Raw genomic sequence first — 26923 nt, forward strand, 5'->3', positions numbered from 1 at the left:
AGCGAGCCTGCTCGCGAAAGCGATTTTTCAGTCAGGACTTTGTCGCTGACACACCGCCTTCGCGAGCAGGCTCGCTCCCACAGGACAATGTGGGTCAGGGCTTCACCTTGCGCCCAACCATATGCTTCAAATACCCCACCAGCATCTGCAGATCCCCATCCGGCAACACCTCGGCCGAGAACCCGGGCATTTTCGCCTGCGGCCACTGACGCAAACTCTGTGGATCGCGAATGTAACGCTTGAGGAAGTCCGCACCGAAGTACTCGGTCGGGTTGTACGGAATATTCAGGTCCGGCCCGAATTGCGCGTCCCCGGCGCCATTGAGTCGATGGCAGGCCAGGCAGTTTTTCTGGAACAACGCCAATCCCTTGTTCACCGGATCATCAGCCTTCAACGCCGGATCGGGCAGCAGGGCAGGGAAGCGCTCGGCTACGGGCGCCAGGCGTTTGATGCTCGCCACCTGGAACGGCCATTGTTCGGGGCTGATATTGCCGGCCTGCGGATTGCTCCAGACCAGATAGAACGGCCCGGCGCCTGGCTTGCCTTCCGATAGCGGTGGCCAGGGTTTGGCCGGATCTTCAATCGCCAGCCACGCCTGTGCCCCTTGGGTATTGAGCAACGGCGCCGCGGTCATTTCGGCGGCAAAACCATCCAGGGCCACGGCTTGCAGGTGGTCCTCAGGCTTGATGCCGGTCAGCAGCGCGGACAGCGGCACGGCGCGGTAACTCATGTCCCGCTTGTAGGAAACGTCGTTGCTGATGTCGATGGTTTGAACCTGAGGATGCTTGAGCAATTGCTCGGTCTGCCAGGTGCGACTGTTCGCGCCCAGCTCCAGGTTCAGCTGTGCGGCATACAAGGGCGAGCCGAACAGCATGGCCCCAAGCAGAATGAGCATTTTCAAGTGATCGCCGTCCATGTCGTGCAAGTGCCGCAAAGATTGGCACAGCCACGCTGGCCCGGGTAGCGGGCCAGTCACATTTTGAGAGTGGCAATTCAAAAACTGTGACGCCGTATCTTTTAGACGCGACTAGCCGATGACCTTGGTCAGGTTCGGCAATATCAACAACAGCGTGGTGGCGAAAAGGATGAGCCCGGCTTGACGTACTTTCGATTGTTTGAACATGGCTTGACCGCCTTTTTTGTTATTTCCTGATGCCTGCCCGCATAGCTCCATGATGGCAGCGCGTTGCACTTCCTGTAGTGACGAGTGCCTCGGCAAAACCCGACGACAACTTCGTACAAGTTCACCTTAGAGCCCGCGTTAAGCTTGGCTTAGATCCATTTCGTATGGTGATATTACGATTTGCTTTAAAAAAGGCATGAGGCCTATTGCCAGCTTCTTTGGCGCCCGTTGGCTAGACAGCTTGGTGTCCTGAACGGTAGCTGACTACCGTCCGTCTGAGCGTGAGCGTCAACGTCTGTGAGCGCTGCGGTCATTGAATCAAACGCGGCTCGGGCCAAGAGTGGGCGCTCGGTATTTACCCACCTGCACTGTGGTTCGAGGACGTCATGACCCAAGCATTGATTTTCGACGCGTTACGCACGCCCCGTGGCAAAGGCAAGGCCGATGGCGCCTTGCATAGCGTCAAACCGGTGAACCTTGTTGCCGGTTTGCTTACGGCGCTGCAACAGCGCACGGCACTGGACACCAGCCAGGTCGATGATGTGGTGCTCGGCTGCGTGACACCGATTGGCGATCAAGGTTCCGACATCGCCAAGACCGCCGCTCAGGTGGCCGATTGGGATGTCAGCGTGGCGGGAGTACAGATCAACCGTTTCTGTGCTTCGGGGCTGGAGGCCGTGAACCTCGGCGCGATGAAAGTGCGTTCCGGCTTCGAAGACCTGGTGGTGGTCGGTGGTGTCGAGTCGATGTCCCGGGTGCCGATGGGCAGCGATGGCGGGGCCTGGGCGCTGGACCCGGCGACCAACCTGCACAGTCACTTCACGCCACAGGGCGTGGGCGCCGACCTGATCGCCACCCTTGAAGGCTTCAGTCGTCAGGATGTCGATGCCTATGCCCTGCATTCACAGCAAAAGGCTGCGCGGGCGCGGGCCGACGGTTCGTTCAACAAGTCGCTGGTGCCAGTGCAGGACCAGAACGGCATCATCCTGCTCGATCACGATGAGTTCATCCGTGCCGATTCGACCCTGGAAGGCCTGGGCAAACTCAAGCCGAGTTTCGAGATGATCGGGCAGATGGGTTTCGATGCCACCGCGCTGCGGGTCTACAGCCATGTCGAGCGGATCAACCATGTTCACACCCCCGGCAACAGTTCCGGGATAGTCGATGGCGCGGCGCTGATGCTCATCGGCTCCGAAGCCAAAGGCCGGGCGCTGGGCTTGCAGCCACGGGCGCGAATTGTCGCCACGGCGGTCACCAGCACCGATCCGACCATCATGCTCACCGGCCCCGCGCCGGCGACCCGCAAGGCGCTGGCCAAGGCCGGGCTGCGGGTCGAAGACATCGATCTGTTCGAGGTCAACGAGGCGTTCGCGTCGGTGGTGTTGAAATTCATCAAGGACATGGCCGTCGATCCGGACAAGGTCAATGTCAATGGCGGCTCAATCGCCATGGGCCACCCGCTGGGCGCCACCGGTTGCGCCATTCTCGGCACGCTGCTCGATGAACTGGAGGCCCGACGCCTGCGTTATGGCCTCGCGACCCTGTGTGTCGGTGGCGGCATGGGCATTGCCACCATCATCGAACGCCTCTGAGCCCGGACTTCAAGGAACCCCGTTATGAACGAAGCCATTCGTTACGAAAAAGGCCAGGACCAGATCGTCGTCCTGACCATCGACATGCCCGGCCAGAGCGCCAACACCATGAACGCGGTGTACCGCGAAGCCATGGCTGACTGCGTTGCGCGCCTGGTGGCCGACAAGGACAGCATCGCCGGTGTGATCATCACCTCGGCCAAGAAGACTTTCTTCGCTGGCGGCGACCTCAATGAACTGATCAAGGTCGGCAAACCCCAGGCCAAGGCCTTCTACGACATGGTGCTGAGCCTCAAGGGCCAGTTGCGCACCCTGGAAACCCTCGGTAAGCCAGTGGTCGCGGCGATCAATGGCGCTGCATTGGGCGGTGGCTGGGAAATCTGCCTGGCCTGTCATCATCGCGTGGCGCTGGACAACCCGTCGGTGCAACTCGGCCTGCCGGAAGTCACCCTCGGCCTGCTGCCGGGCGGCGGAGGCGTGGTACGCATGGTGCGCATGCTCGGCCTGGAAAAAGCCCTGCCTTATCTGCTTGAAGGCAAGAAGGTACGGCCACAACAAGCGCTGCAGGCAGGATTGATCGATGCGCTGGCGAGCGATCACGAAGACCTGTTGGCCAAGGCGCGGGCGTGGGTTCTGGCCAATCCGGCGGCGGTGCAGCGCTGGGACGTGAAGGGCTATCAGATACCGGGCGGCACGCCGTCAAACCCGAAAGTCGCGCAGATGCTGGCGATTGCGCCGTCGATCCTGCGCAGTAAAACCCAGGGCACGATGCCCGCGCCGGAGAAAATCCTCTGCGCGGCGGTCGAGGGCGCCCAGGTGGATTTCGATACAGCGCACCTGATCGAAACCCGCTACTTCACCGAACTGACCACTGGCCAGGTCTCGAAAAACCTGATCGGTACCTTCTGGTTCCAGCTCAACGAAATCAATGCCGGCGGCTCGCGGCCTCAAGGTTTTGCGCCATATGTCACCCGCAAGGTCGGCGTACTCGGTGCCGGGATGATGGGCGCCGGTATCGCGTTTGTCAGCGCGTCGGCCGGGATCGATGTTGTGCTCAAGGACATCAGCCTTGCGGCGGCGGAGAAGGGCAAGGCGCATTCGGCGGCGTTGCTGGACATGAAAGTCGCTCGCGGACAAATGAGCATCGAGCAACGCGACACCGTTCTGTCACGCATTCAAACCAGCGAGAGCGATGCCGACCTGGCCGGTTGCGACTTGATCATCGAGGCCGTGTTCGAGGATCGAGCCTTGAAGGCCAAGGTCTCGTTGGCGGCGCAGAAGGTCGTCGGCGCGGACGCCGTGATCGCGTCCAACACATCGACCCTGCCGATCAGCGGCCTGGCGTGTGCCGTGCCCGACCAGAGCAAGTTCATCGGCCTGCATTTTTTCAGCCCCGTGGAAAAAATGCCGCTGGTGGAAATCATCAAGGGCGCTAACACCAGCGACGAAACCCTGGCCCGCGGCTTCGATTACGTCCTGCAAATCAAGAAAACCCCGATTGTGGTCAACGACAGCCGCGGCTTCTTTACCTCAAGGGTGTTCGGCACCTTCACCAACGAAGGCATCGCCATGCTGGGCGAGGGCGTGAGCGCGGCGATGATCGAGACTGAAGCGCGCAAGGCCGGCATGCCGGTAGGGCCGCTGGCGATCTCTGACGAAGTGTCCCTCAGCCTGATGAACCATATCCGTCTGCAAACCGCCAAGGACCTGCAAGCAGAAGGCAAACCGCTGACAGAACACCCGGCATTTGCCGTGATTGACTTGCTGCTCAATGAGTTCAAGCGTCCGGGCAAGGCTGGCGGTGGAGGTTTCTACGAGTATCCGGCGGGCGGCCAGAAACACCTGTGGCCTGAGTTGAAAACCCGCTTCGAGAAAGCCGACGGGCAGATTTCGCCCAAGGACGTGCGTGATCGCCTGCTGTTCGTGCAAGCCATCGAAACCGTGCGCTGTGTGGAGGAGGGCGTGTTGACCTCGACGGCGGATGCCAACGTTGGCTCGATCTTCGGCATCGGTTTCGCCGCCTGGACCGGCGGTGCACTGCAGTTCATCAACCAGTACGGCGTGCAGGACTTTGTGGCCCGCGCCCAGTATCTGGCCACTCAGTATGGCGAGCGGTTCGCGCCGCCCGCGTTGCTGCTGGAGAAGGCCGCCAAAGGGGAGGCGTTCTAAGGGGGAGATGATGCATTTCGGGGCTTGCCTTGACACAGCGTTTCAAGGCAGGCTCTGGGGTGTGCATTATTCCCATCACGTGTCAGGTATTTTTTATGTCGTTACGCATCTGCATTCTGGAAACCGACCACCTGCGTCCGGAATTGGTTGACCAATATCAGGGCTACGGGCAGATGTTCAAACACCTGTTTTCGCAGCAGCCGATCGCCGCCGAGTTCACCGTCTACAACGTGGTGCAGGGTGAATACCCAAGCGACGACCTGACGTTCGACGCCTACCTGGTGACGGGCAGCAAGGCCGACTCCTTCGGCACCGACCCGTGGATCGAAACCCTCAAGACCTATCTGCTGACCCGCTACGAGCGCGGCGACAAGTTGCTGGGTGTCTGCTTCGGTCATCAGTTGCTGGCGTTGCTGCTCGGTGGCAAGAGCGAGCGTGCGACCCAAGGCTGGGGCGTCGGCACCCACAACTACAAATTGGCCGCCAAGGCGCCATGGATGAGCCCGGTGCGCGAAGAACTGACACTGCTGATCAGCCACCAGGATCAGGTCACGTCGCTGCCGGAGAACGCCACAGTCATCGCCTCCAGCGATTTCTGCCCGTATGCCGCCTACCACATCAACGATCAGGTGCTGTGCTTCCAGGGGCATCCGGAATTCATCCACGACTACTCCCGCGCCCTGTTGGAGATTCGCCAGCAGGCACTGGGTGAGCAGGTCTACTCCAAGGGTATCGCGAGCCTGGAACAGGAACACCACGGCACCACCGTGGCCGAGTGGATGATGCGGTTTGTCGCGCACAAACCAGCAGCTGATTGAAACTAAAAGCATCGCGAGCAGGCTCGCTCCCACATTGATCTCTGCAACACCGAAGATCCACTGTGGGAGCGAGCCTGCTCGCGAAGGTCGTGAACGATAGCGCGTTGAACCAGGTACACAGCGGCGCCCTTGGGTTTTTCGCGAGCGAGCTCGCTCCTACAGCCACCCCGACTTCTTGAAACTCGCCCACAACCCCAGACAACCCACCGTAATAAACCCCAGCACCCCGAAATACCCGTAGTGCCAGCTCAACTCCGGCATGTTCTGGAAGTTCATCCCGTAGATCCCCGCCACTGCCGTCGGGAAGGCCAGGATCGCCGCCCAGGCCGCAAACTTGCGTTGCACCACGCTCTGGCGTGAGGCCTCCAACAGTACCCCGACCTCAATGGTCTGGCTGGCAATATCCGCCAGCGTCGTCAGGTCTTCCATCTGCCGCGTTACATGAATCTGCACATCGCGAAAGTACGGGCGCATGTTCTTGTCGATGAACGGGAAGCTCAGCCTCTGCAGTTCCTCTCCTATCTCGATCATCGGGGCCACATAACGACGCAAGCGCAAAACATCACGACGCAGGCCATGTAGCTTCTGGATGTCGTAATCATTCAGCGAGCCACATAACACATTGCCCTCCAGCACATCGATTTCCGCGTGAATGGCTTCGCCCATCGGCTGGTAGTTTTCGATCACGAAATCGAGGATGGCATAGAGTACGAAATCTTCCCCGTGCTCAAGCAATAGCGGACGCGCCTCACAGCGCTGTCGGACATGGGCGTAGGACGCCGAGTGACCGTTGCGCGCAGTAATGATGTAGCCATTGCCGGCAAAGATATGCGTCTCGATGAACTCGAGTTTGCCTTCGTGGCGGATGGGCGAATACGTCACGATGAACAGCGCATCGCCGAAGGTTTCCAGCTTCGGTCGGCTGTGCTTTTCCAGGGCGTCTTCGATCGCCAGTTCGTGCAGGTTGAACTGGTGTTGCAGGTTGTAGAGTTCCTCGGCGTTCGGCTCCTCAAGGCCGATCCAGACAAAGTGCCCGGGCTTGGCAGCCCAGGCAGCGCCTTCGTCGAGGGTGATATTGGTGACTCTCTTACCGGCGCTATAAACCGCAGCAGCAACAACTCTACCCATGATGGTGGTTCACTTCTTTCGGCAGCTTTCAGTTGGCAACAAATGCAATGGCAGTGTGGATCAGCTTAGCCTCGCAGTGTTTGAGAGTCAGTTAAATCTGCCGAGTTCTGGGCAAAAACGCGCAGGCAAAAGAAAACCCGCACCAGGCGGGTTTCTTTTTCAAGCGGCTTGCAGTTGCCGGTCCATCGATTCGATGCATTCACGCATCTGCTCGCGGCACTGGGCGATCAACATGGGCAAGTCGTCCAGGCTCAATCCGGCGGTGGGAATCGCCGGCAACGAACGAATCAGGATTTTCCCACTGCGCCAGCGGTTCAATCGCATGTGTTTGACGTAGCTACTGACACACACCGGCACGATAGGCACCCCGGCGGCAATGGCCATCTGAAAGGCGCCTTTCTTGAAGGGCAGCAAGTCCTCACCCAGATTGCGCGTGCCTTCCGGGAAAACCCAGATCGAGGTGTCTTTGTTTTGCAGGGTGTGGGTGGTGGTCAACATCGACTGGCGTGCCTTTTGCGCATTGCCACGGTCGATCAGCACGTTGCCGGCCAGCCAGAACAACTGCCCGAACAGCGGCACCCACTTCAGGCTCTTTTTGCCGATGCACACGGTGCGGCGGGGCACCACGTTGCCAAACACAAACAGGTCGTAGTTGGACTGGTGATTGGCGATGATCACGCAGCTGTCGGGTTTATCCATCAACGGCCCGACTTCGGCCTTCACCCGCAAACGCAAAATACACATGGCCGGCCATGCGTACAGGCGTGCGCACAGACGGCTATTGTCCGGATTGAATGGCCGACACAGGCCGAGAATCACCCCCAGCACACCCGCCACGATAAAGTGCAGGCCCATCAATGACATACGGAACACAAACAGCATTTACAGGCCCCACCGGGACAAAAGGTGGCGCAGTGTACGGATGTACACTGTTTTCGGCAATTGCTGCCAGGGAGGTGGGAGATGGCTGATGTTTGAGCTGATGTTTCCGACTAGTGGGTCAGATGCGGTCTAGAGCGATTACAGACGTTTAACACAGACATGTATGAAAAAGCCCGACACGACGGTCGGGCTTTTCGTTGCAGCAGATCCGGGCTTATCCCAGATGTTCCTGATCCTGGATGATCGCGTTGTCCAGGGCCTCCAGCAGCGCTTTGCGCACTTTCAGTTTGGTGTTCTTGTGCGCGGTCATGTTGATCTTCTTCAACTGACGAGCCGCCGCCAGTGCCGCGCCTTGCAGTTCTTCAGGCGAGACCACGACATCAAGGAAGCCGGCCGCCACGGCGCCTTGTGGATTGAACATCTCGCCGTTGACCACCGAACGCTGCAGCGCCACTTTGTTCAGGCGGTCACGGGCGATCTCGATGCCCGCGTGGTGCATGGTCATGCCGATCTGCACTTCGTTCAGGCCAATGCTGAACGCGCCTTCTACGCCGATGCGATAGTCGGCCGACAACAGCAGGAACGCGCCCTTGGCCACTGCATGCCCCGGGCACGCGACGATTACCGGGAAGGGGTGCGACAGCAGGCGGCGGGCCAGGGTCGAGCCGGAGGTCACCAGTGCCACGGCTTCTCTAGGGCCGGCCGTCATCACCTTCAGGTCATAACCGCCAGAGAGAATGCCCGGCTGGCCGGTAATGATCACCACCGCACGATCAGTCACCGCCTGATCCAGCGCAGCGTTGAACGCGGCAATCACATCCGGGGAGATGGCATTGACCTTGCCATTGCTCAAGGTCAGGGTCGCGATACCGTCTTCGAGATGGTAGGAAATCAACTCACTCATGACGCTATTCCTTTCAATAAAGTTGGGCAGACGTTACCCACCGCCGCTGGCCAGGTAAAGCGCCGTGACTGACCCGCCAGTCACCCTTTACCCGCCCGCCAAGCGTAGCCCGCCGTGCCTGCCGCGCATTCCCCTCTATATAGAAGAGGGCACGAAGCCGGAGATTGGCCGGTTTGCCATGGCCCGGAGCGACCGGAAACGCTGAATCGCGTTAACCGCATGAAAATTCTGAAAAAAATGTTTGCCATCGGAAATGCTTTCGACTACATTAGCGCGCCTCGACAGACAGAACTTGTTTGAAGAGATACGGTGAAGTGTCCGAGTGGCTTAAGGAGCACGCCTGGAAAGTGTGTATACAGGAAACTGTATCGAGAGTTCGAATCTCTCCTTCACCGCCACATTTATACGAAAAAGCCCTGATTATTCAGGGCTTTTTCGTTTCTGCGTTTCTGAAAAAACTCCAGCCCGGCAAATCATTCCATCAGGGATAAAATGGATTGTCGCCCCGTGCCCAATATTTTCCTCACATCCTGGTAGCGATCCGCGAGAATGTTTACCCTGGCATTGCCCAGGATTGCAGCGCGTAGCCCCCCTGGCTCAACTCGGCGCGTACCTCTTCCAGCAGGTTTTCCAGCTGCGCCGGGTCGGAATAGGTACTGCTTGGAATCTGTTTGCGACAAATACGAGTGGCTGCCCGGTCGATGACGGTCAGGCTCAGTTCGCCATTACCGTCTTGCGCGGCCCAGGCGACGCATTGAAAAGGTTCGAATGCGTGCCCGGCAATCAAAAGTGCTTCGTTGATGCGCAACGCGGTGCTCATGGGGCCTCTTTCCTTGTACCGAAACAAATGATCCGCAGTTGACCTGCTGCATGAAGTCATGCAGCAGGGCATTTCAGTCTTTCATTGCTTTACATAACTGCCTGGCGCCGGCTCCAGAGGCGGGAATTTGTCATTCCCTATGTGCGCAACCGCTGGTTGGCGCTCGCCGGAGTGTCCCGCCAGCCAGTTGAACCAATCATTCCACCAGCTACCGGGTTGCTGCTCAGCATTCTTGAACCAGGTCTCCGGGTTTTTCGTGACCCGATTATTGGTCCAGTAATGGCGCTTCTGCTTGGCCGGTGGATTGATGACGCCGGCGATATGCCCTGAAGCTCCTAATACAAAACGCTTGGTCCCGGAGAGCAGGTTGGTGCTGGCGTAGGCGCTTTTCCAGGGCACGATGTGATCGTCATGGGTGGCGAGGATGTAAGCGGGAGCGTCAATTGCACGCAAATCAAGCTTGACCCCACAGCACTCCAGCTCGCCTGATTTCAAATCGTTCTGCAGATAGGTGTGGCGCAGATACCAGCAGTACATCGGCCCCGGAAGGTTGGTGCTGTCGTTGTTCCAGAACAGCAGATCAAGCGGGATCGGCTTCTGCCCCTTGAGGTATTTGTCGACGTTGTAGTTCCACCATAGTTCGTTGGGGCGCAGTAGGGAAAAGGTATTGCCCATGTCCTCACCACGAAACAGACCGATGGGACCATTCATGCCGCCGATAGTGCGCTCTCGATAGGCCACCAGTTCTTCGTCGACGAATATGTCGATGGGACCGGTATCCAGGTAGTCAAGGAACGTGGTGAACAGGCTCACGCTGGCGATTTCCCTGTCGCCGCGTGCAGCAAGTACTGCCAGCGCCGTGCTCAGCAGGGTGCCGCCGATGCAGAAGCCCACGCAATTGAGCCGCTGTTCGCCACTGATCTCGCGGGTCACTTGCAGCGCGTTGATCACCCCGTGCTCAATCAGGTCATCCCAGGTGGTGCCAGCGTGTTCCTGATCAAAGTTGCGCCAGGACATCAGGAAAACGGGATGTCCCTGTTCCAGCAGGTGGCGGACCATCGAGTTGTCCGGGCGCAGATCAAGGATGTAGTACTTGTTGATCGACGGAGGTACGACGAATACCGGGTGTCGGTACTGGGTTTCGCTTTGCGGGTAGTACTGAATTAGCTGGAAGAGGTGATTCTCAAAGACCACTTCGCCGGGGGTGTTGGCCAGGTCGACGCCAACCTTGAAGGCACCGCTATCGCACTGGCGCATTTTGCCTTCGTTCATGTCGCTGGCCATATGCGCCAAACCTGTCATCAGGCTGGCACCTTGAGTCTCAACCGCACGCTGGAGCGCATCAGGGTTACTGACCAGGAAATTGCTTGGCGCACTGGCGGCAATGGCTTGCTCCACCAGATAGCGCAGGCGTTGGCGCGGTTTTTTTTCGTCGATCAGCAGCTTGTCGAGCAGTTTCAGGAGAAAGCTTGCGTTGAGCAGGTAAAACGCAGCGAGGGAGCCGAACAGTGGCTCGCTCCAGTTGCCGCTGGAGAAGCGTCGATCATCGAAGCTGAAGGGTTGGCCGGTCAGCAGTTTTTGGCCGAGTTGGCCCCATTGAACCTGGTAGTCCGCTTGTAGACTGTCCAGGGTTTCGCGAGGCAACTCGAACCAGGCGCCGTGCTCATGCCCGGAAAACCACGGATTAGTGCTGACCCATAGACGTAATTGTTGCACTGCAAAGGAAGCGATGAACGGAACCTGGCCTGACCAATAGGTTTTGAATGTATGCGCGTTGTTGTCCATAAAGTTCCTTGCCCATACAGATGAGCCGGGCAGAAAAAAAGCCGCGCTTTGCCGGACTCCGGCGTAGCGACGGCAGGAATGCGGGCAGCGTTGTCTGACGCCAACCTGGCGCCAATCTGATGCGCGGAACAAGGGTCCCAAGTCCGCGCATGGGCTACTCAGATGCCGTTCGTTAGCGCTCGATAGCCAGGCCGACGCCTTGTCCGCCACCGATGCACAAAGTGGCCAGCCCCTTCTTGCCGTCGCGACGGATCAGCTCGTGCACCAGCGACACCAGAATCCGTGCCCCTGACGCGCCGATCGGATGGCCAAGGGCGATCGCGCCGCCGTTGACGTTGACTTTGCTGGTGTCCCAACCCAACTCTTTGCCAACCGCAAGCGCCTGGGCGGCGAAGGCTTCGTTGGCTTCGATCAGGTCCAGGTCCTCGACGCTCCAGCCGGCCTTTTGCAGGGTCAGGCGTGTAGCCGGGACAGGGCCGATGCCCATGATCGACGGGTCCACGCCGGCGCTGGCATAGGCTTTGATCCGTGCCAGTACCGGAAGGCCCAGCGCTTGTGCTTTAGCGGCGCTGGCCAGCAACAGTACGGCCGCACCATCGTTGAGGGTCGAAGCGTTGCCGGCAGTCACGCTGCCGTCTTTCTGGAATGCCGGTTTGAGTTTCGCCAAGGCTTGGGCAGTACTGTCGACACGCGGCTGTTCGTCGGTGTCGAAGACCAGCGGTTCGCCCTTGCGCTGAGGAATCAGGATCGGGGTGATTTCGCTCTGGAAACGCCCGCCCTCAATGGCTGCGGCGGCCTTCTGTTGCGAGGCGGCAGCGAAGGTATCCTGTGCTTCACGAGAGATCTCGTACTTCTGCGCCAGATTCTCAGCTGTGATACCCATGTGATAGTCGTTGAAGGCGTCCCACAGGCCATCCTGGATCATGCTGTCTTGCAGTTGCGCATGGCCCATACGCAAGCCGGTGCGTGCCTTGGGCAGAACATAGGGGGCCAGACTCATATTTTCCTGACCGCCAGCGATTACCAGTTCCGCGTCGCCGCAACGGATTGCCTGGACGGCAAGATGGACCGCCTTGAGACCGGAGCCGCAGACCTTGTTCAAGGTCAGGGCAGGGGTGGTGTGTGGCAAGCCAGCCTTGATCGCTGTCTGGCGTGCCGGGTTCTGCCCAGCGCCGGCAGTGAGCACCTGGCCGAGGATCACTTCATCAATTTGAGCAGCATCGATACCCGTCTGCTCCAGCAAGCGGCGAATCACTGCGGCACCCAGTTCGGTCGCGGGAATTGCAGACAAAGCACCCTGGAAACTGCCAATGGCGGTACGAGTAGCGGCAACGATTACGACTTCGTTCATGCGTGACCTCATGGAAAAGACAAAATTCGTCGAGCAAACCAGGGCATTCATGCCCTGGTCAGGGTTACTGCATGTTCATGCCGCCGTTTACCGAGAAGTCCGCTCCGGTGCTGTAGGCGGACTCATCGGATGCCAGCCAGGCCACGATTGAGGCGATCTCTTCGGGTTGGCCAAGGCGACCAACCGGTGTTGCCGCGATCATGCCTTCGAGAATGTCCGGGCGTATTGCCGCGGTCATGGAGGTCTGGATGTAGCCTGGGGATACGGTATTGACGGTCACGCCCTTGCCGGAGACTTCCCGGGCCAGTGCCATGGTGAAACCATGGATGCCAGCCTTGGCGGCGGAGTAGTTGGTCTGGCCGAACTGGCCACGCTGACCGTTGATCGAGGAGATATTGATGATCCGCCCCCAGCCTTTGGACAACATGCCTTCAATGACCTGCTTGGTGGTGTTGAACAAGCCCGTCAGGTTGGTCCCGATCACGCTGTTCCAGTCTTCCGGGGTGAGCTTGCGAAAAGACGCGTCGCGGGTGATGCCGGCGTTGTTGACCAGCACATCGATCGGGCCGAATTGTTCACGAGCCATCTCGAAAGCCTTGCGGGTTGACTCCCAATCGGTGACGTCGCCATAGATGAATTCGAACTCATAACCCGCCTCCAGTTGGCTGGCGCGCCAGTCGTTCTTGCGGCTGGAATCGGAGCTGCAGCCTACGATTACCTTGAATCCTTCCTTGTATAGACGTTGGCTGATTGCCGTACCGATACCGCCCATACCACCCGTTACCAAAGCAATGCGACTACGCGATTCCATACATCTACTCCATTTTTTTTGCGCTGCAGGAGAGAAGATTGTTCGATATCGACGGGCCGTGCGGAAGTGTTTGAAGGTGACGTTCTCCTGTCCATCGGTGCCACGCGGGTGTTTTGGCCTGCTGGCAAAAAAATGAGAAGTACCCATACTTGGATCAACTCTTAAAACTCAATGGATAGTTAATATTCCTGAAACACTGTTGAAATATGTTCAGTGCATGTCAGTATCGGCTCCGGACAGGACGTTCGGTTCCATCGGTCATTGAGGACGCCATGTATAGAATGAGTTCGGGTTATGCCAGCATGCTGGCGAATACGTTTTTGGCCCAAGGACTGGATCTTGCTGTTCTGTGCCGCGAGGCGGGACTGGATGTCGGGTTCGTGAGTAAACCAGGAGCATTCTGCGAGCGAAGCATTATCTATCGTCTTTGGGACTTGGCTGCTCAGGCTTCGGATGATCTGAATATCGGTTTGAAAGCCTACGGGGAATTCCATCCCAGTAGTTTTCAGATCGTGGGCTACACGATGATGTCCAGTTCGAATCTGAAAAGAGCGCTTGAACGTCTGGTTCGTTTCAGCCCGTTGATTGGTACCGGATTCAGCCTTTTCCTTGTCAAGGAGCAGCAGCATTACCGATTGGCCAGTCTCGATCATCAGCAACCTGGCTCGGTCAAACCCCGGCAATACACGGATGCAGCCTTGGCTTCGCTGCTGGGTTTCTGCCATTGGCTGGCGGGTGGCAAGTCACCGCAACCATTGAGTGTGGAGTTCACTTATCCCGAACCTGAAGACACGTCGGAGCATCAGCGGCTTTTTGGCTGTCCGCTGAGTTTCGGGGCGGCATATGACAGCATCTTGTTCGATGGCCAGGAGCTTCTGAGTCCGTTGAGCATGGCCAACGAGGCGTTGGCCACACTCCATGACAGTTTTGCCGAGGCTCAATTGGACCTGTTGTCCGGTTACTCTATGGTTGGCAGGATTCGCGCGCTGATTACCGAGCGCTTGAGCCAGGGGCAAGGCCAAGGGCAATGTGATATGGAATCGATTGCGGCGGCACTGAATATCAGCAAGCGAACGCTTCAACGCGGCCTTGAGAAGGATGGCACGCAATTCAAGGACGTCCTGAACGATGTGCGTCGGCAGATGGCTGACTTCTATTTGCGGCATTCTCATTTCAACATGAAGCATGTGACTTACCTGCTCGGCTTTCATGATCACAGCAGCTTCCATAAGGCATGCACCCGTTGGTTCGGTATGACCCCCGGTCAGTATCGAACCGACGAGTTGTCGCCTGTGGTCGAAAAAGTCGCGCGGGTCCGATCCATGAACCTCATCGGTCTGTCCAGAGATCATAAGGTCGCAGGCTTCGCCGAACGGATTCACCGCTAATCCCTTGTGAAGTGTCATTGTGGCTTGGGGCCCGTTGTCCCTTTGCTCGCTTTGCGCTTCGGGGCTTTAACTACGTTGGCAGGAGCGGGCAGTGGTGTGATCTGCGGCGACGGAGATGGCTGCGAAGGGGTCTCCTGCGGGATGACAACTGTTTCACTGGGTGGTTGGGTCAGGTTGAAGCCCGGCAGGGGGACTTCGAGCAGCGCGTGCAGTTCGCGCCAGAATTCGCCTTCAGCTCCAACGGTCGCCAGCAGTTCAGGCATCAATTGCCCAACGGCTGTCAGGACCTGTTGGCGTTCCTTTGCCTCAGGTAGCAACAAGGGCAGGCTGCGCAAGCTTTCTTGGGGGTGGGCGAAAACCAGCAGGTTCTGCAATCGGATGGCTTCGCGCAGGGCAGTGGGCTCATTGCTGTAGTCCTGGACCAGCAGGTGCACCTGCTGGACCAGCTTCTCGATGCTTTCCTTGCCCGCCTTGTCGCTGTCGCGGCCCAGCAAAAACAGAATCCGCACCAATGCTTCCAGGGGGCCGCCATGAGGCAGCGCATCCTGCAGGCGTTCGATCAGGGCCTGGTCCAGCTGGTCGGCATGTGCCTGGAGATTTCGCGCAGGCTTGTTGCTGCTGACGGCACTCAGTGCGCCGTAAATACCGTAAAAACACAGCTCCTGAGTGGCGTCACGCACATCGCGATAAGCATTCAGGGCGTCTTGCATCTGGTTGGAAAACAACGCTTGCCAGGCCAGCAACGGGTTGTCTTTGCGTGCAGGATGGCGATCACTGCTCACTTGGGAGGCGGTCCCGGCTAACCACCACAGCGCCGGATTCAGGCTGCTCCATAGCACTTGCTGCTGATGGAAGGGGTGCGCCCTGCGCAACAGTTCGGCAATTGGCTCGTTGACGATCTGACGCAGCCACGGACGTATGAATCCGTCGTAAAACGCGCTGTTGATTTCAGAGGCGCGCTCCACCAGAGAGAATTCGCGATCGTCATCACGGGCCGGCTCGACGTCATCATGGATATCGGCGATTCGCCTTGATTCGAAACGCACTCGGTATTGCATGTCATCGCTGCCTGAGGAGGTTGGCAGATCGTCAATCAGCATTTCATACAGTCCCGCCGGCAGCGCCTTGATGGTTTCGACCGCGCCGAGCATCCCACGGTGTTCGCGCCGCGCCACTTTGCCGGAAACAAAAATACCTAAATGGCCGATGCTGGCGTGCCGCAGGTAGACGATGGTACGTCCTGCGTCATGCAAAGCGAGATCGCTGGGATAAACATCGGCGATCCAGTTCAATGCCTGCTGGGGAGGGGTGATGTTGTCTCCGTAGGAACAGAACACCACCACCGGTACTTCGATCCGTTTCAGGTCAATGCCACTGTTCTTGCGGCCGAGACCGCCGGACAATTGGTTGCCGATGAAAAGGTCATCGACAATCCTCTCAATCTCTTCGCCATTGAGCAGGGTCGGGCTGCCCCACCAGCGTTCGAAGTCGAGGAAGCGCGCAGCCTCGCTGTCGACCTGGCTGAACAACTGGTAGTACTTGGCCCAATAGGTGTTGGCCGGGTCCAGGTTTTCGAAATTGCTGACCAGCCAGGTACCGTCAAAGCGGCCATTGCCCAAGTCGCTGCCCAGGCGAGCCATCCAGCCGCCACCCAGCAGGCCTCCGGTATAGCGCATCGGATTGCGTCCATTGACACCGGCCCAGTACGACAAGGGGGCACCATTGATAATGATCAATCCCGGCAGTTCCGGTCGTGTTGCAGCCAGTCCCATCAACGCCCAGCCCGCCTGGCAGTTACCGATGATGATCGGCTCGCTGTTGGTCGGGTGAAGGGCGCTGATGACTTCGATGAACCGGGCCTGGGCTTCGACGATATCGGCCAGGGTTTGCCCAGGCTGTGGCGAGTGACTGAAAGAGATGAAATAGGTGGGGTGGCCGGCTCTGAGGCTTTCACCTAATACCGAATCCTGTTTGAAGCCGCCGATTCCCGAGCCGTGGCCGCCGCGTGGGTCAATGATGATCACCGGCTGGCCATTGCTGTCGATTCTTTGCTCTGGTCCGGGGAGGATTCGCAACAGTGAATAGTTGACCGGGCGTGGGAGATCGGAGCCTGCGACCAGGGTTTCATGATCGAACTTGAGCAGCAGAGGATACCCGGCGCGTTCATGGGCCAGCGTATTGTCGCCGCGCTGGCGCAGGGTGTCCCAGAACAGCAGGCTGCGTTGGCCGAGGTCGGTGAAGTATTCCTGCCAGTCAGTGGGCGTGGGTTGTCTGAGTTGACCCCGCTTCAGGGGCGCGAGGGTTTTTTCCTGGCGCTGGCGCAAAGCATCAAGGACGTTCAGGGTGTTGAGGTGCTGCAGATGACTCAGGTGTTCGAACAGGCCGCGTTGAGAGGAGGTTTTGTCATATTGCGATGCAATAATATCTTCCTGGCCCATGGTGATCTCCTGGCGTTGTGCATGAGAAGCAGCTGCCTGCGCCTCTTTAATAAAGAGGGCTTGGCTGGCTGTTCGACGTTAGGAGTCTATAGCGAATAGGGGCAGGAGAAGAAATATTTTTGTGCGCTGCACAAAAAATCATTGCTAAACGGTTTTGTGCGCTGCAATATTAAGGCTAACGCGATGACTGGCAGGATCGCTATCGCGTCCTCAGGCCCATGTCGGCTTTTCAGAATCAGGAGATTCAAGCATGTCTTTTTTCAACTCGGAAAAATTGCAAGACGCTCAGAAAGCCAACCTCGACCTCCTGCAGCAAATCAGTGGCAAAGTCTTCGCCAGCGTTGAACAGCTCACCCAATTGCAGTTCAAGACTCTGCAGGCCTCCACCGAGGAGCAGTTCGACGGCTTTCGCAAGCTGTTGGCAGTCCGTGATCCACAAGGGTTCGCTGAGCTCCAGGCTTCTTTCACCCAGCCAAATGTGCAAGCCGAACGCCTGGCTGAGTTCAATCGCCAAGTGCAAGCGTTGATTGTCGGCACTCACTCGGAAATCGCCAAACTGGCCTCGCGTCAGGTCGAGGCGGGCACCCAGCAGGTGCAAGAGTTCGTTGACGTGATCAGCAAGAATGCACCGGCTGGCTCCGAGCCTGTTGTGGCCGCGTTCAAGTCGTCGCTGGCGAATGCCGGTACCGTTTTTGAAAGCGCACAGAACGCCGTAAAACAGGCTGCTGACGTTGCCCAGAGCGGTTTTGACGCAGCGACCGCCGCAGCCGGCAAAACCGCTCCTGGTGCCAAGGCTACAAGCGGTAACAAGTAAGTCATATTAGAGCGGTTACGCTGATGGCGATGGGTTTACTCCCCATCGCCATTTTTTTTCGGCCCGCCACCGGCACCTGGCTTGCCTGGTGGCATGCCGCCGAACAGGCCGAAGAGGTTTTGAGTATTCAGGTAGAGGTTTTTTGACTGGTCGACATACTGGCGCATCAAATCCTGCATGACCGGTGCTTGCTGGTGCATGAACTTGCTCCAGGCCTCAGAGGACTGAGCGCCGGTCTGGGACTGGATGTCGATGACCGTCTGGATGCTTTTATCCAGGTAGCTGCCGAGGACGCTCTGGTAGGGACCGTAGAACTGGATAATCCCCATGAGCATCTCGCTGGAGAATATCGGCTCACCGCCACTTTCGGCTTCCAGAATGACCTGCAGCAAAATACTTCGGGTCAGATCCTCGCCAGTCTTGGCGTCGACCACCTCGAACGGAATTTTATCGACGACCAATTGGCGTATATCCGCAAGGGTCAAATGACTGCTGGTGTGCGTGTCATACAGACGGCGATTCGGGTACTTCTTGATCAGACGGGTGGTGTTCCGACTGTTATCTGTCATGCGGGGCTACTCACAGCAAATCTGATTTGCAGGCATCTTATCTTACTCTGACCACTGCCACTCCAATGCGTCGCCTCACGCGGCACGCGCTGGGTGGTCAGCGTAAGAGCTTTTCTTCATCTTTTGAGTGCTGAGCTTGCGAGGCTGGCCACTTCGAGGCAGGGTCGTTCAATCCCTCAAGACCCGCCTCCGGATAGCGCTTTCGCCATTTGAACACCACAGGTTCTGAGATCTGGGCTGATTGCTGACGTCTCTGGGTGTTAATCCAGCACCCTGTGCACCTGTTCCTGCGTTGGCGAAGCAAAACTGAGCAAACAGGGCGCGCTTCTGTGATCGCCACATAGGTGAGCGTGAGGGGAGGGACCAGCTAAAAACGCAGCAAGCGTAACGCTTTACGCAACTCTCGGAAATTGCCTACAACCCCGGCGAGAGTCACCCCGATATCCTGCTTGTCGTGCAAAACAAACCCTTCCACGCGAAAACGCCGCTTTCCTGTTCTGGATAAGCGGCGTTTTTTTAAGCGCGCGTTAGAGGTTTCTCCCATGCATCAGCGATGTCATTCGCGGTTGCTAAACCCTGAACGGTATCATGATATAATACCATGAATATTAAACAGCTCAGCTCCCTCAAAGCCGTATTTTCAAGACCCGCCCCAGCAACCATGGAGTGGTCCCGCATCGAATCCTTGTTCGGCGCTGCAGGGGCCAGAACTATCGAAGGCAATGGATCGCGAGTACGTTTTGAACTGAATGGCGTGGTGGCCACTTTTCACCGTCCCCACCCCGACAAAGAAGCCAAGCCCTATCAGGTGCGTGACGCCCGGGCTTTCCTTGAACAAGCAGGAGTTACCCCGTGAACGTAATGAACTACAACGGCTACTCAGCCCGGATCGAGTACAGCGACGAAGACGGCCTGTTCGTCGGCCACATTGCGGGCATCAAGGATGTTGTCGGGTTTCACGGCGAGTCAGTCAAAGAACTTCGCAGCGCATTCGAAGAGGCCGTCACCGATTATCTGGAGACTTGCGCCAAACTCGGCCGCACACCACAGAAACCCTATTCAGGCCATCTCAGTCTGCGCCTGGCCCCAGCCCTTCACGCGACGGTTGCTGTGAAAGCTCAGTTAGCCCACAAAAGTATCAATCAGTGGGTTGCTGATGTTCTTGATCGCGAGGCGCATGCTTGAGCGGTGAATAAGCCGATCCGGCTGTAGACTGCTCAAACTCTTCGAACGGAATCGACATCATGCTCCATCCTCGCGCCAGTTTTCGCGGCGCAGCCAAGCTCATCGCGGCTGTGTCGATAGTTGCCATGTCATCACTGGCCCTCGCATCCGCCCCTGCAACTTTTCCCGACGCTCAAGACAGTGACCCCGCCAAACTCGGCTGGATGGTCGGTTCGCCACCCCCCGCTGATCGCACCGTGCGTTTTGAAGACGGCAGCTATTTCCAGTTCCCGGCAATGCGCTGGAGTGTTTCGAATTTCCGGCAACTGATGCCGACGATCAACGTTTCACGCGGCCTGGGTGCTCCGGTTCCACTGGAGACAGTGCTGCGCAAAGATATCGACGAGATCAGTTTTGTCCCGCTTGGCGCCAGGGCGCCGATGACCTGGGAGCAATCCCTCGCGGCCACTTACACCGATGGTATTGTGGTGATGCACCGCGGGAAAGTTGTCTATGAACGTTACTTCGGCGTGTTGAAGCCGGACGGCCAGCACGCGGCGATGTCCGTGACCAAGTCTGTGATCGGCACGCTGGGCGCCATGTTGGTGGCGCAGGGGCGCATCGATGCTGGCAAGCGGGTTGCCGAATATGTACCGGAATTGACGGATTCTGCGTTTGGCAGCGCCACGGTACGGCAGGTGCTCGACATGACCACGGGCCTCAAATACAGCGAGGACTACGCGGACCCGAACGCCGAGGTCTGGGCCCATGCCAGGGCAGGCAACCCGTTGCCCAAACCCAAGGGTTATGGGGGCCCTCGCAGTTACTACGAGTTTCTGCAGACGGTGCAATCGCAAGGTGAGCACGGCAAAGCGTTCGCTTACAAAACCGTCAACACCGACGTGTTGGGCTGGGTCATTGCCCGCGCCACCGGTCGCAATGTTGCACAACTGCTGTCGGAGAACATCTGGAGCCGGTTGGGTGCCGAACAGGACGGCTATTTCACCGTGGACTCCATCGGTACGCCGTTCGCCGGTGGTGGCCTGAATACGGGGTTGCGGGATCTGGCGCGTTTTGGCGAGATGCTACGTAACGGCGGTCGGTTCAACGGTCAGCAGATCGTGCCAGAGGCAGTGATCGACGATATCCGTGGCGGCGGTGATAGGCAGGCTTTCGCCAAGGCGGGGTACACATTGCTCAAAGACTGGAGTTACCGGTCGATGTGGTGGGTGACGGACAAGGAGGGCGGGGCATTCATGGCGCGTGGGGTCCATGGGCAGCGCATCCATGTCGACCCGAAGGCCGAGATGGTCATTGTCCGCTACGCATCCCATCCGGTGGCCAGCAACTCGGCCAATGATCCCGTCACTTTGCCGGCGTTCGATGCGTTGGCTGAATATCTGAACAGGAAGGAACACCCATGATCATCACCACGACCCACTCTATCGAAGGCCGGCAAATTACCGCCTATCTGGACATCGTCAGCGCCGAGTCGGTGCAAGGGATCAACGTTGTTCGAGACGTATTTGCCGGCATGCGCGACTTTTTCGGTGGGCGCTCCCAGACACTGGAACGAGCGTTGAAAGAAGCACGCATTCAGGCCACCGATGAGATCAAGGAACGGGCGCAGGCGCTTCAGGCGGACGCGGTGGTCGGGCTTGATTATGAGATCAGCATGCCGACCGGCAGGGGCGGGATGGTCGTGGTGTTTGTGACCGGGACTGCGGTCAAGTTGAGGTGAAAGCCGAGAAGCCATTCGTCGGTCACGGAGAAATCCGAACGGCGGGTCCGTTAGTGACCGTCTAGTCTCAAAAACCTTGGCGATCGATATTTCTTCAGGCAAAAGGCTTGCCGATGTCGATCACGCTTTTTGAAAGGGGTGAAGAGATGGCTGATCCGTATATCGAGGACGATGGCGCAGAATTTCCGATCAACAACTCCGTGCGGTGTGGTCAGACCCAATATGTGGCCAGTTTCGGCGAGGACCAGACTGAGGTCGACAAGATCAAGACCAGAGCGTGCCGGGTACTGAAGGGCAAATTTTTACCCAAGGTGACAGCACCGGTCAGGAAGTAACCGAACGTCAGGCAGACCCCGTCATAGAGCGGGGTTTTTCATGCCTGAAAAGTTTTATGACAATTTTTTTGAAAAGGGTAATTTTTCACAAACTTTTCACAGCACCCTCCTTAATCTCTACTCATCCGTTAGAAAGCAACACCTGGCCCGTTTCCCCAGCGGGCTTTTTTTTGTCCGTCATAAAACCTTTTTCAAAAATGCTGTCCAACCGTCGCCAATCGCGAAGTTGGACCGGCGTGCTGGACTTTATCCGCGCAAAAGCATTCAATCTCGCCCCCTTTTTGTGTACCCCTATTTTTTGAGGTTTTTGTCATGCGTTTAACACTGCCTGCTCTGGTTCTGGGGCTTCTGGTTGCTCAAGGTGCAATGGCTGGTGACGGCACTGCCGCGCTGGGCGGTGGCTTGGGCGGCGCGTTGGGTAACGTGGTCGGCCAGAAAATGGGTGGCAGCACTGGCGCAGCGATTGGTGCGGGCGTGGCTGGCGCGGCGGGCAGTGCAGTTGCCGCCAAAAAAGGTCATCGCACCAGCGCTGCTATCGGTGGCGGTGTTGGCGCGGCCGGTGGTTCGGTGATCGGCAATAGCCTGGGCGGCAAGTCCGGTGCCACCATCGGTGCAGGCCTGGGCGGCGCATTGGGCGGCGGCGTAGGCAGCAACCTGGCCAATGGTCACAAGCGTCACTGATCCTGATTCAGATTTGAAAAGAGCCCGGCCTGATGCCGGGCTTTTTCATTTATGAACGTTTCACGCCGCAGCAGCTCAAATCTTCCATACCCTGGAAGAATGCGAGGCGTGCCATGAACCCGAAAGCCAACGGCAAAAAAAACGGAAGCCTGAATGCTCGACTATTGATGGTGCCTGCGATTGTTTTTGGATTGCTGGTCTCTCAGGTGGCGCTGGCGGGAGGTAATGGAGATGCCGCGGTAGGCGGTGGTCTTGGTGGGGTGTTGGGCAACGTCGTCGGTGGCCAGGTGGGTGGCAGCACGGGCGCTGCGATTGGTGCAGGTGTCGGCGGAGCGGCCGGCAGTGCCATTGCCGCGCCCAAGCGCAGTCGCACCGAGGCGGCGGTAGGCGGTGGTTTGGGCGCGGCGGGTGGATCGGTGGTCGGCAACAGTATTGGAGGCTCGACCGGATCGGCCATCGGTGCCGGTATTGGCGGTGCAGCCGGCGGTGCGGTCGGCAATGATCTGGGGAGTGACAGTGGTCATTCCCATCCCGGTAAAGGTTATAAACACTCGAACAAGCACCACAAAAAGCATCACTAGTTGAGCGAGGCATCCCATGACTGCGAAAAGCGAAGGCAAGGAAGAAAAGGGCCCGGGCGGACTGTCATCTATAAACGATCCCGGCAATGAAGATCCGGGATCGCTGATGGATGATGCGACGGTGCCGCTTAACGATGCTGATGATTTGGGCGATGTGGGGAATATCGAGTTTGACGATGAGGAAGAGGACGAAGATTGATCGAGCCGTGCTGGCGGATTGACCGGTTGTCCAGTCCTCGCCAGGTCGTGGCCTGCAATTCAGGTCACACGAGAGGTGCGATATGAAGACTGATCGGAACGTCCCCGACGTTGATGACACGCCGGAGTATCCGCTGCCGTCGCCTACCGACTCCTTGAGCCGCGACCAACGACCGCCGGACGATGATGATGCAGGTGTGGAGCTGGTTCCGAGCGACGACAATATTGAGGCCGATCCAGAAGAACAGGACGATGGCGCGGGTGAGTCAGCCATTACGAAGCGACAGTGAGGAGGCCCGGGTCCCGATTGCTTCTTTAAGGCGTCGATCCGAGGGATTCAAAACCGGTTCCAAAAATTTCCCGGGGCTCCCGCGAGTTTCCGCGATACACGTATTTATTTGAAGGTTTTGGGGAGGGCACATCAGGCTCCCTCTCATCAACCTTTGCCCCTCCCTCCCCATACGGTGCCGACCATCCCGGCTGGTTCGCGTGCGGGCAATTCCCGCTCGACCCCAACGGATCCACCCACCCCGTCGGGTTTCGGGTGTACCGATACGGGTTCAACCCTCCGGCCAACTTGACCGGATCCGGCGTCAGATAACGACCGATGTCCGGATGGTAGTAGCGATGCCGGTTGTAGTGCAGGCCGCTCTCCGCGTCGAAGTATTGCCCCTGAAACCGTAGCGGCTGTTCGAGTCGTTCGCCTTCGCCGTGGCTCACTTCGCGGAGTTTGCCGTGGGCGGTGTACTTGGCCGACCAGACGATGGCGCCGCCGTAGCTGGTCAGTTCCTGCGGGGTGCCGAGGTGGTCGAGTTGGTAGTAGAACGGGCAGGCGTCTGCCCGGCCTTTGCCGTTTAGCAGCGCCAGCGGGCGAAAGCTGCCGGGTTCGTAGACGTAGCTGCGGTAGTGCCGGGGGCCGCTTTCGGCGATGAGTTGGTCGCCTTGCCAGAAGAATTGCGTGGTCTGGCCATCGACGGTTTTGCCGATGCGCCGGCCGAAGGCATCGTAGCGGTAGCTGACACTTTTACCGTCCGGGGTGCTGACGCTGATCAGGCGGTGTTGGCTGTCGTAGGTGTATTGGGTGACCTGGGGCGGCATCCCGCGGCGTTCGCGGACCAGGTTGCCGAAGGCGTCGTAGTCGTAGTGGCTGTCGTAACGGCGGCGCAGGCGGTTGCCCTGGAGCACGCACGGGCCCGGGCGGTCGTGGATCAGCAGGTTGCCGGCCGAGTCGTGGGTGAAGTTCTCAGCGAACTGGTCGCGGGCGTGGCGTACGCCGGTCAGGCGGTCGAGCGCATCGTATTGATAGTGGCGTTGGCCGTGACGGCTGTCGGCAATCTGCAGGAGATTGCCCTTGGCACTGTAGGCATACTCGCGGCGGTACAGCGGTCGTTGCTTTTGGCTGACGGCATGGGCCTGCAAACGGCCCAGCTCGTCGTAGGCATAATCGCTGAGCAGCAGGCCCTGTTGGCGTTGCTGTTCGCGCCCGCCGACAAAACGATGGCTGGTCAGACGCGTACCGTTGAGGTCGATGGCAGTCAGGGCGCCGCCCCGGGCATGGTGGTAATCGAGCACACAGCCGTCCGGCAGGCGCAGGCGCTTGAGCCGACCGCAAGTGTCGTAGCCGTAACGCAGGGTGCTCCAGCCCTGATGCTCGGTGATCAGCCGGTCCAGGCGGTCGTATTCGAACTCCAGCGGATGGTCCTGGCCGTCGTCGACGCTGACCAGCCGCCCGAGGTTGTCGTAGTGGTACTCGACCTTGATCCCGTCGGGCAGAGTCTTGAGCAATAAGCGTCCAGCGCTGTCGCGTTGGTACTGCGTGACGAGTTGCGAACCGTCGTCGCCGAACTCGGTTTTCTCGAGCAACTGGCCATTGCCGTCATAGGCATACGCGGTACGACGGCCATCGAAGCCGGTTTCCTGTCGGATCAATCCGCCCGGCGTGTAGTCCAGCCGATAGGTGTCGCCGACCTCGTTTTCGATCTCGGTGAGCAACAATTGCGCATGGTCGTAGCGGTACTTCAGCGCGCTGCCTTCGGGGTTGATCCGGCGGCTGACCAAGTGCAGGTCGTCGGCGTATTCGTAACGGGTCACCCGTCCCAGTTCGTCGGTTTCGGCGGTGACCTGGCCGTAGGCGTTGTAGCGATAGGCGCGGCGGGCGCCGGTGGGCAGCGTGGTCCGGGTCAGTCGGCCCACCGCGTCCCACTCATAGCCGGTGATGGCACCGTGTTCGTCTTGCCGGGTAATCCGCCGACCCAAGGCATCGTAGGAAAAAGTGCGCTGAGCACCGTCCGGCAGGATCTCCTCCAGCAATAGCCCCAAGGCACTCCAGACAAACCGGTGACCGCTCCGGTCGGGGAAGCGGATCGTCAGCAAGCGCCCCTGTGGGTCGTAGATGTAGCGGGTGATTTGCCCGTCTGGATCGGTGATGGCAGTGATGTCTCCCTGGGCATTGCGCTGACAGGTCCACGTCGCCTGACCCTGGGTGCGGGTGTGCAGCAAGCCGTGGCGATACTCGCAGGACGTGGGTGCCGCATCCGTTGCAAGCAGCGCGATCAGCCGACCGACTTCGTCATAATGGTATTCGGTGACGGCACCGAGGACGTCCTGCTCGGCGATCAGATGGCCCTTGTCGTCATAGGCCTTGTGCTGCTCAGCACCGTCCGGTCCAACCTGGCGCACCAGTCGCGCGCGGTCGTCATGAACGTAAACCTCTTCGCTACCGTCGGCGTTGTTCACCGTCACGCAGCCTTGCTCGTCCCAGACGTAATGCGCCTCCATCTGTGCAAACGAAGCCCAGTGACGAATGCAGCGGGCGGCTTTGCCGGAGCGTTCCCACGCCCAGAAAAAACTCGCGCCGCCCGCCAGTTGCCGTTGCAGGATGACGTGTTGCTCGTCGTAGTCGTAACGCTCGCTTTCACCCGCCGCATTGGTTGCCTCGATCAATCGCTGGCGGGCGTCGTAGCGGTAGCTGGCCAGTGTCTGCTCGGTGCGCCAGGTGGACGTCTCGGGGGCACTGCGCTGAAACACCTGATAGTCGATGGCCACCAGGTGCTTGAGGTCGTAACGCAGCAGCAAGGCGCGGTTGGCGCCATTGTCCAGGCGCTGGATCCGGTCAAAGCGGTCCCGCTGCACCGTCAGGCGGTTGCCGTAGGCGTCGCTGATCGCGCTGAGCCGGCCGTCATGAAAGTGGTAGAACCGCGCGCGGTCGCCGGCCAGGGCGAGGATCAGTTCGTCCGGCTCCTCGCCGAGGTAAATCGCCGCCCGCGACAGGTTGTTGTGGATCATCGGGCGCGCCGCCGTCGGCCGTGGAAAGGGCGTGCGGCGGTTTTCGGGGTCGATCCACAACACCTGCTCGCCGTGGAGTTCCAGGTGCTGGGACAGCGAATGGCTCCAGCCAAAACCGAGTCCGCTGTCGAGCTCGACGGCACCGGTGCGATAGACGCGGGTGAAGTCGAAGGGCAGGATCCCGTCGAGGGTGCCGTCGGTGAGGGTCAGCAGTTCTTCTCCGGTTACCATCGACACCGAGCAGTTGTGGGTGGCAGTGCGCTCGACGGTGTCAGCACTGTCGCCGTTGGGGTTTTTCGCCTGTCTGGAGGCGTCGTCGTGGTGTTCATGCTTGCCGGAGCGAAGT

At 58.8% G+C, this 26923-nt stretch carries 25 protein-coding genes, 1 tRNA gene and 2 pseudogenes; 16 read left to right on the plus strand and 12 right to left on the minus strand.

The window, feature by feature from the left end:
* Positions 1-94 precede the first annotated feature (94 nt).
* The gene (locus AC3IT9_RS08670; RefSeq protein ID WP_489272681.1) at positions 95-916 is read right to left on the minus strand and encodes a c-type cytochrome; all 822 of its coding nucleotides are present in this window, start codon (positions 914-916) and stop codon (positions 95-97) included.
* 593 nt (positions 917-1509) lie between these two features.
* Between AC3IT9_RS08670 and AC3IT9_RS08675 the strand changes: the two genes are divergently transcribed.
* From AC3IT9_RS08675 to AC3IT9_RS08685, 3 genes are all read left to right on the plus strand, one after another.
* Positions 1510-2715, plus strand: a complete 1206-nt coding sequence (locus AC3IT9_RS08675) for an acetyl-CoA C-acetyltransferase (protein ID WP_489272683.1) — start codon at positions 1510-1512, stop codon at positions 2713-2715.
* A gap of 24 nt (positions 2716-2739) precedes the next feature.
* Positions 2740-4884, plus strand: coding sequence for a 3-hydroxyacyl-CoA dehydrogenase NAD-binding domain-containing protein (locus AC3IT9_RS08680; protein ID WP_489272684.1), 2145 nt, complete (start codon positions 2740-2742; stop codon positions 4882-4884).
* 95 nt (positions 4885-4979) lie between these two features.
* Entirely contained in the window at positions 4980-5702 is a 723-nt protein-coding gene (locus tag AC3IT9_RS08685) for an amidotransferase (protein ID WP_150758895.1), read from the plus strand.
* A gap of 156 nt (positions 5703-5858) precedes the next feature.
* Here AC3IT9_RS08685 and AC3IT9_RS08690 read toward each other — a convergent pair whose 3' ends face one another.
* The 3 genes from AC3IT9_RS08690 to AC3IT9_RS08700 form a co-directional block, all read right to left on the minus strand.
* Positions 5859-6830: a magnesium and cobalt transport protein CorA gene (locus AC3IT9_RS08690; RefSeq protein WP_150724620.1), complete on the minus strand. Its 972-nt coding sequence runs from the start codon at positions 6828-6830 to the stop codon at positions 5859-5861.
* Between the two features lie 159 nt (positions 6831-6989).
* On the minus strand, positions 6990-7712 hold the full coding sequence (locus AC3IT9_RS08695) for a lysophospholipid acyltransferase family protein (protein ID WP_150753323.1): 723 nt from the start codon (positions 7710-7712) through the stop codon (positions 6990-6992).
* Positions 7713-7926: 214 nt separating this feature from the next.
* The gene (locus tag AC3IT9_RS08700) at positions 7927-8616 is read right to left on the minus strand and encodes a crotonase/enoyl-CoA hydratase family protein (RefSeq protein ID WP_150724622.1); all 690 of its coding nucleotides are present in this window, start codon (positions 8614-8616) and stop codon (positions 7927-7929) included.
* Positions 8617-8924: 308 nt separating this feature from the next.
* Between AC3IT9_RS08700 and AC3IT9_RS08705 the strand changes: the two genes are divergently transcribed.
* Positions 8925-9014, plus strand: a tRNA-Ser gene (locus tag AC3IT9_RS08705).
* A gap of 155 nt (positions 9015-9169) precedes the next feature.
* Here AC3IT9_RS08705 and AC3IT9_RS08710 read toward each other — a convergent pair.
* From AC3IT9_RS08710 to phbB, 4 genes are all read right to left on the minus strand, one after another.
* Entirely contained in the window at positions 9170-9436 is a 267-nt protein-coding gene (locus tag AC3IT9_RS08710; RefSeq protein WP_150724623.1) for a DUF1652 domain-containing protein, read from the minus strand.
* Between the two features lie 81 nt (positions 9437-9517).
* Positions 9518-11221: a class I poly(R)-hydroxyalkanoic acid synthase gene (gene phaC, locus AC3IT9_RS08715; RefSeq protein WP_489272686.1), complete on the minus strand. Its 1704-nt coding sequence runs from the start codon at positions 11219-11221 to the stop codon at positions 9518-9520.
* Positions 11222-11393: 172 nt separating this feature from the next.
* Complete coding sequence (locus tag AC3IT9_RS08720) at positions 11394-12572, minus strand: acetyl-CoA C-acetyltransferase (RefSeq protein WP_150724624.1); 1179 nt, start codon at positions 12570-12572, stop codon at positions 11394-11396.
* A gap of 64 nt (positions 12573-12636) precedes the next feature.
* Positions 12637-13383: an acetoacetyl-CoA reductase gene (gene phbB, locus AC3IT9_RS08725; protein ID WP_007988010.1), complete on the minus strand. Its 747-nt coding sequence runs from the start codon at positions 13381-13383 to the stop codon at positions 12637-12639.
* Positions 13384-13655: 272 nt separating this feature from the next.
* Between phbB and AC3IT9_RS08730 the strand changes: the two genes are divergently transcribed.
* The gene (locus AC3IT9_RS08730; protein ID WP_150724625.1) at positions 13656-14771 is read left to right on the plus strand and encodes an AraC family transcriptional regulator; all 1116 of its coding nucleotides are present in this window, start codon (positions 13656-13658) and stop codon (positions 14769-14771) included.
* Between the two features lie 14 nt (positions 14772-14785).
* Here the strand turns inward: AC3IT9_RS08730 and AC3IT9_RS08735 are convergent, their stop codons facing one another.
* The gene (locus AC3IT9_RS08735) at positions 14786-17209 is read right to left on the minus strand and encodes a DUF3141 domain-containing protein (RefSeq protein WP_489272688.1); all 2424 of its coding nucleotides are present in this window, start codon (positions 17207-17209) and stop codon (positions 14786-14788) included.
* Positions 17210-17459: 250 nt separating this feature from the next.
* On the opposite strand from AC3IT9_RS08735, the gene phaP reads away from it, so the two are divergent.
* Entirely contained in the window at positions 17460-18023 is a 564-nt protein-coding gene (phaP, locus tag AC3IT9_RS08740) for a TIGR01841 family phasin (RefSeq protein WP_150724627.1), read from the plus strand.
* 35 nt (positions 18024-18058) lie between these two features.
* Here phaP and phaR read toward each other — a convergent pair whose 3' ends face one another.
* Both phaR and AC3IT9_RS08750 read right to left on the minus strand, forming a co-directional pair.
* Entirely contained in the window at positions 18059-18592 is a 534-nt protein-coding gene (gene phaR / locus AC3IT9_RS08745) for a polyhydroxyalkanoate synthesis repressor PhaR (protein WP_116265289.1), read from the minus strand.
* A gap of 59 nt (positions 18593-18651) precedes the next feature.
* Positions 18652-18862, minus strand: a pseudogene (locus AC3IT9_RS08750) (helix-turn-helix domain-containing protein); the annotation flags it as partial.
* Between the two features lie 331 nt (positions 18863-19193).
* On the opposite strand from AC3IT9_RS08750, the gene AC3IT9_RS08755 reads away from it, so the two are divergent.
* The 10 genes from AC3IT9_RS08755 to AC3IT9_RS08800 all read left to right on the plus strand — a co-directional run bounded on the left by AC3IT9_RS08755 (position 19194) and on the right by AC3IT9_RS08800 (position 23582).
* Entirely contained in the window at positions 19194-19448 is a 255-nt protein-coding gene (locus AC3IT9_RS08755; protein WP_489272689.1) for a type II toxin-antitoxin system HicA family toxin, read from the plus strand.
* Positions 19445-19777, plus strand: a complete 333-nt coding sequence (locus tag AC3IT9_RS08760) for a type II toxin-antitoxin system HicB family antitoxin (protein WP_150724629.1) — start codon at positions 19445-19447, stop codon at positions 19775-19777. The genes AC3IT9_RS08755 and AC3IT9_RS08760 overlap by 4 nt, the downstream gene beginning before the upstream one ends.
* A gap of 59 nt (positions 19778-19836) precedes the next feature.
* Positions 19837-21180, plus strand: coding sequence for a serine hydrolase domain-containing protein (locus tag AC3IT9_RS08765; RefSeq protein ID WP_489272691.1), 1344 nt, complete (start codon positions 19837-19839; stop codon positions 21178-21180).
* On the plus strand, positions 21177-21497 hold the full coding sequence (locus tag AC3IT9_RS08770) for a YbjQ family protein (RefSeq protein ID WP_150724631.1): 321 nt from the start codon (positions 21177-21179) through the stop codon (positions 21495-21497). The genes AC3IT9_RS08765 and AC3IT9_RS08770 overlap by 4 nt, the downstream gene beginning before the upstream one ends.
* Positions 21498-21643: 146 nt before the next feature.
* Complete coding sequence (locus AC3IT9_RS08775) at positions 21644-21832, plus strand: hypothetical protein (protein ID WP_032829518.1); 189 nt, start codon at positions 21644-21646, stop codon at positions 21830-21832.
* Positions 21775-22134, plus strand: a complete 360-nt coding sequence (locus AC3IT9_RS08780; protein WP_150724633.1) for a hypothetical protein — start codon at positions 21775-21777, stop codon at positions 22132-22134. Before AC3IT9_RS08775 ends, AC3IT9_RS08780 begins: the two co-directional genes overlap by 58 nt.
* Positions 22135-22144: 10 nt before the next feature.
* Complete coding sequence (locus AC3IT9_RS08785) at positions 22145-22513, plus strand: hypothetical protein (protein WP_007988063.1); 369 nt, start codon at positions 22145-22147, stop codon at positions 22511-22513.
* A gap of 113 nt (positions 22514-22626) precedes the next feature.
* Entirely contained in the window at positions 22627-23094 is a 468-nt protein-coding gene (locus AC3IT9_RS08790) for a glycine zipper domain-containing protein (RefSeq protein WP_191628013.1), read from the plus strand.
* 16 nt (positions 23095-23110) lie between these two features.
* Positions 23111-23293 (plus strand): hypothetical protein, encoded by a 183-nt coding sequence (locus AC3IT9_RS08795; protein ID WP_150724634.1) that lies wholly within the window; start codon positions 23111-23113, stop codon positions 23291-23293.
* Between the two features lie 82 nt (positions 23294-23375).
* Positions 23376-23582: a hypothetical protein gene (locus tag AC3IT9_RS08800; protein WP_489272694.1), complete on the plus strand. Its 207-nt coding sequence runs from the start codon at positions 23376-23378 to the stop codon at positions 23580-23582.
* Between the two features lie 124 nt (positions 23583-23706).
* Here the strand turns inward: AC3IT9_RS08800 and AC3IT9_RS08805 are convergent.
* Positions 23707-26910: pseudogene (locus tag AC3IT9_RS08805) on the minus strand (RHS repeat-associated core domain-containing protein); the annotation flags it as partial.
* Between the last annotated feature and the right edge of the window lie 13 nt (positions 26911-26923).

The organism is Pseudomonas sp. KH_046_1 (assembly GCF_057839025.1).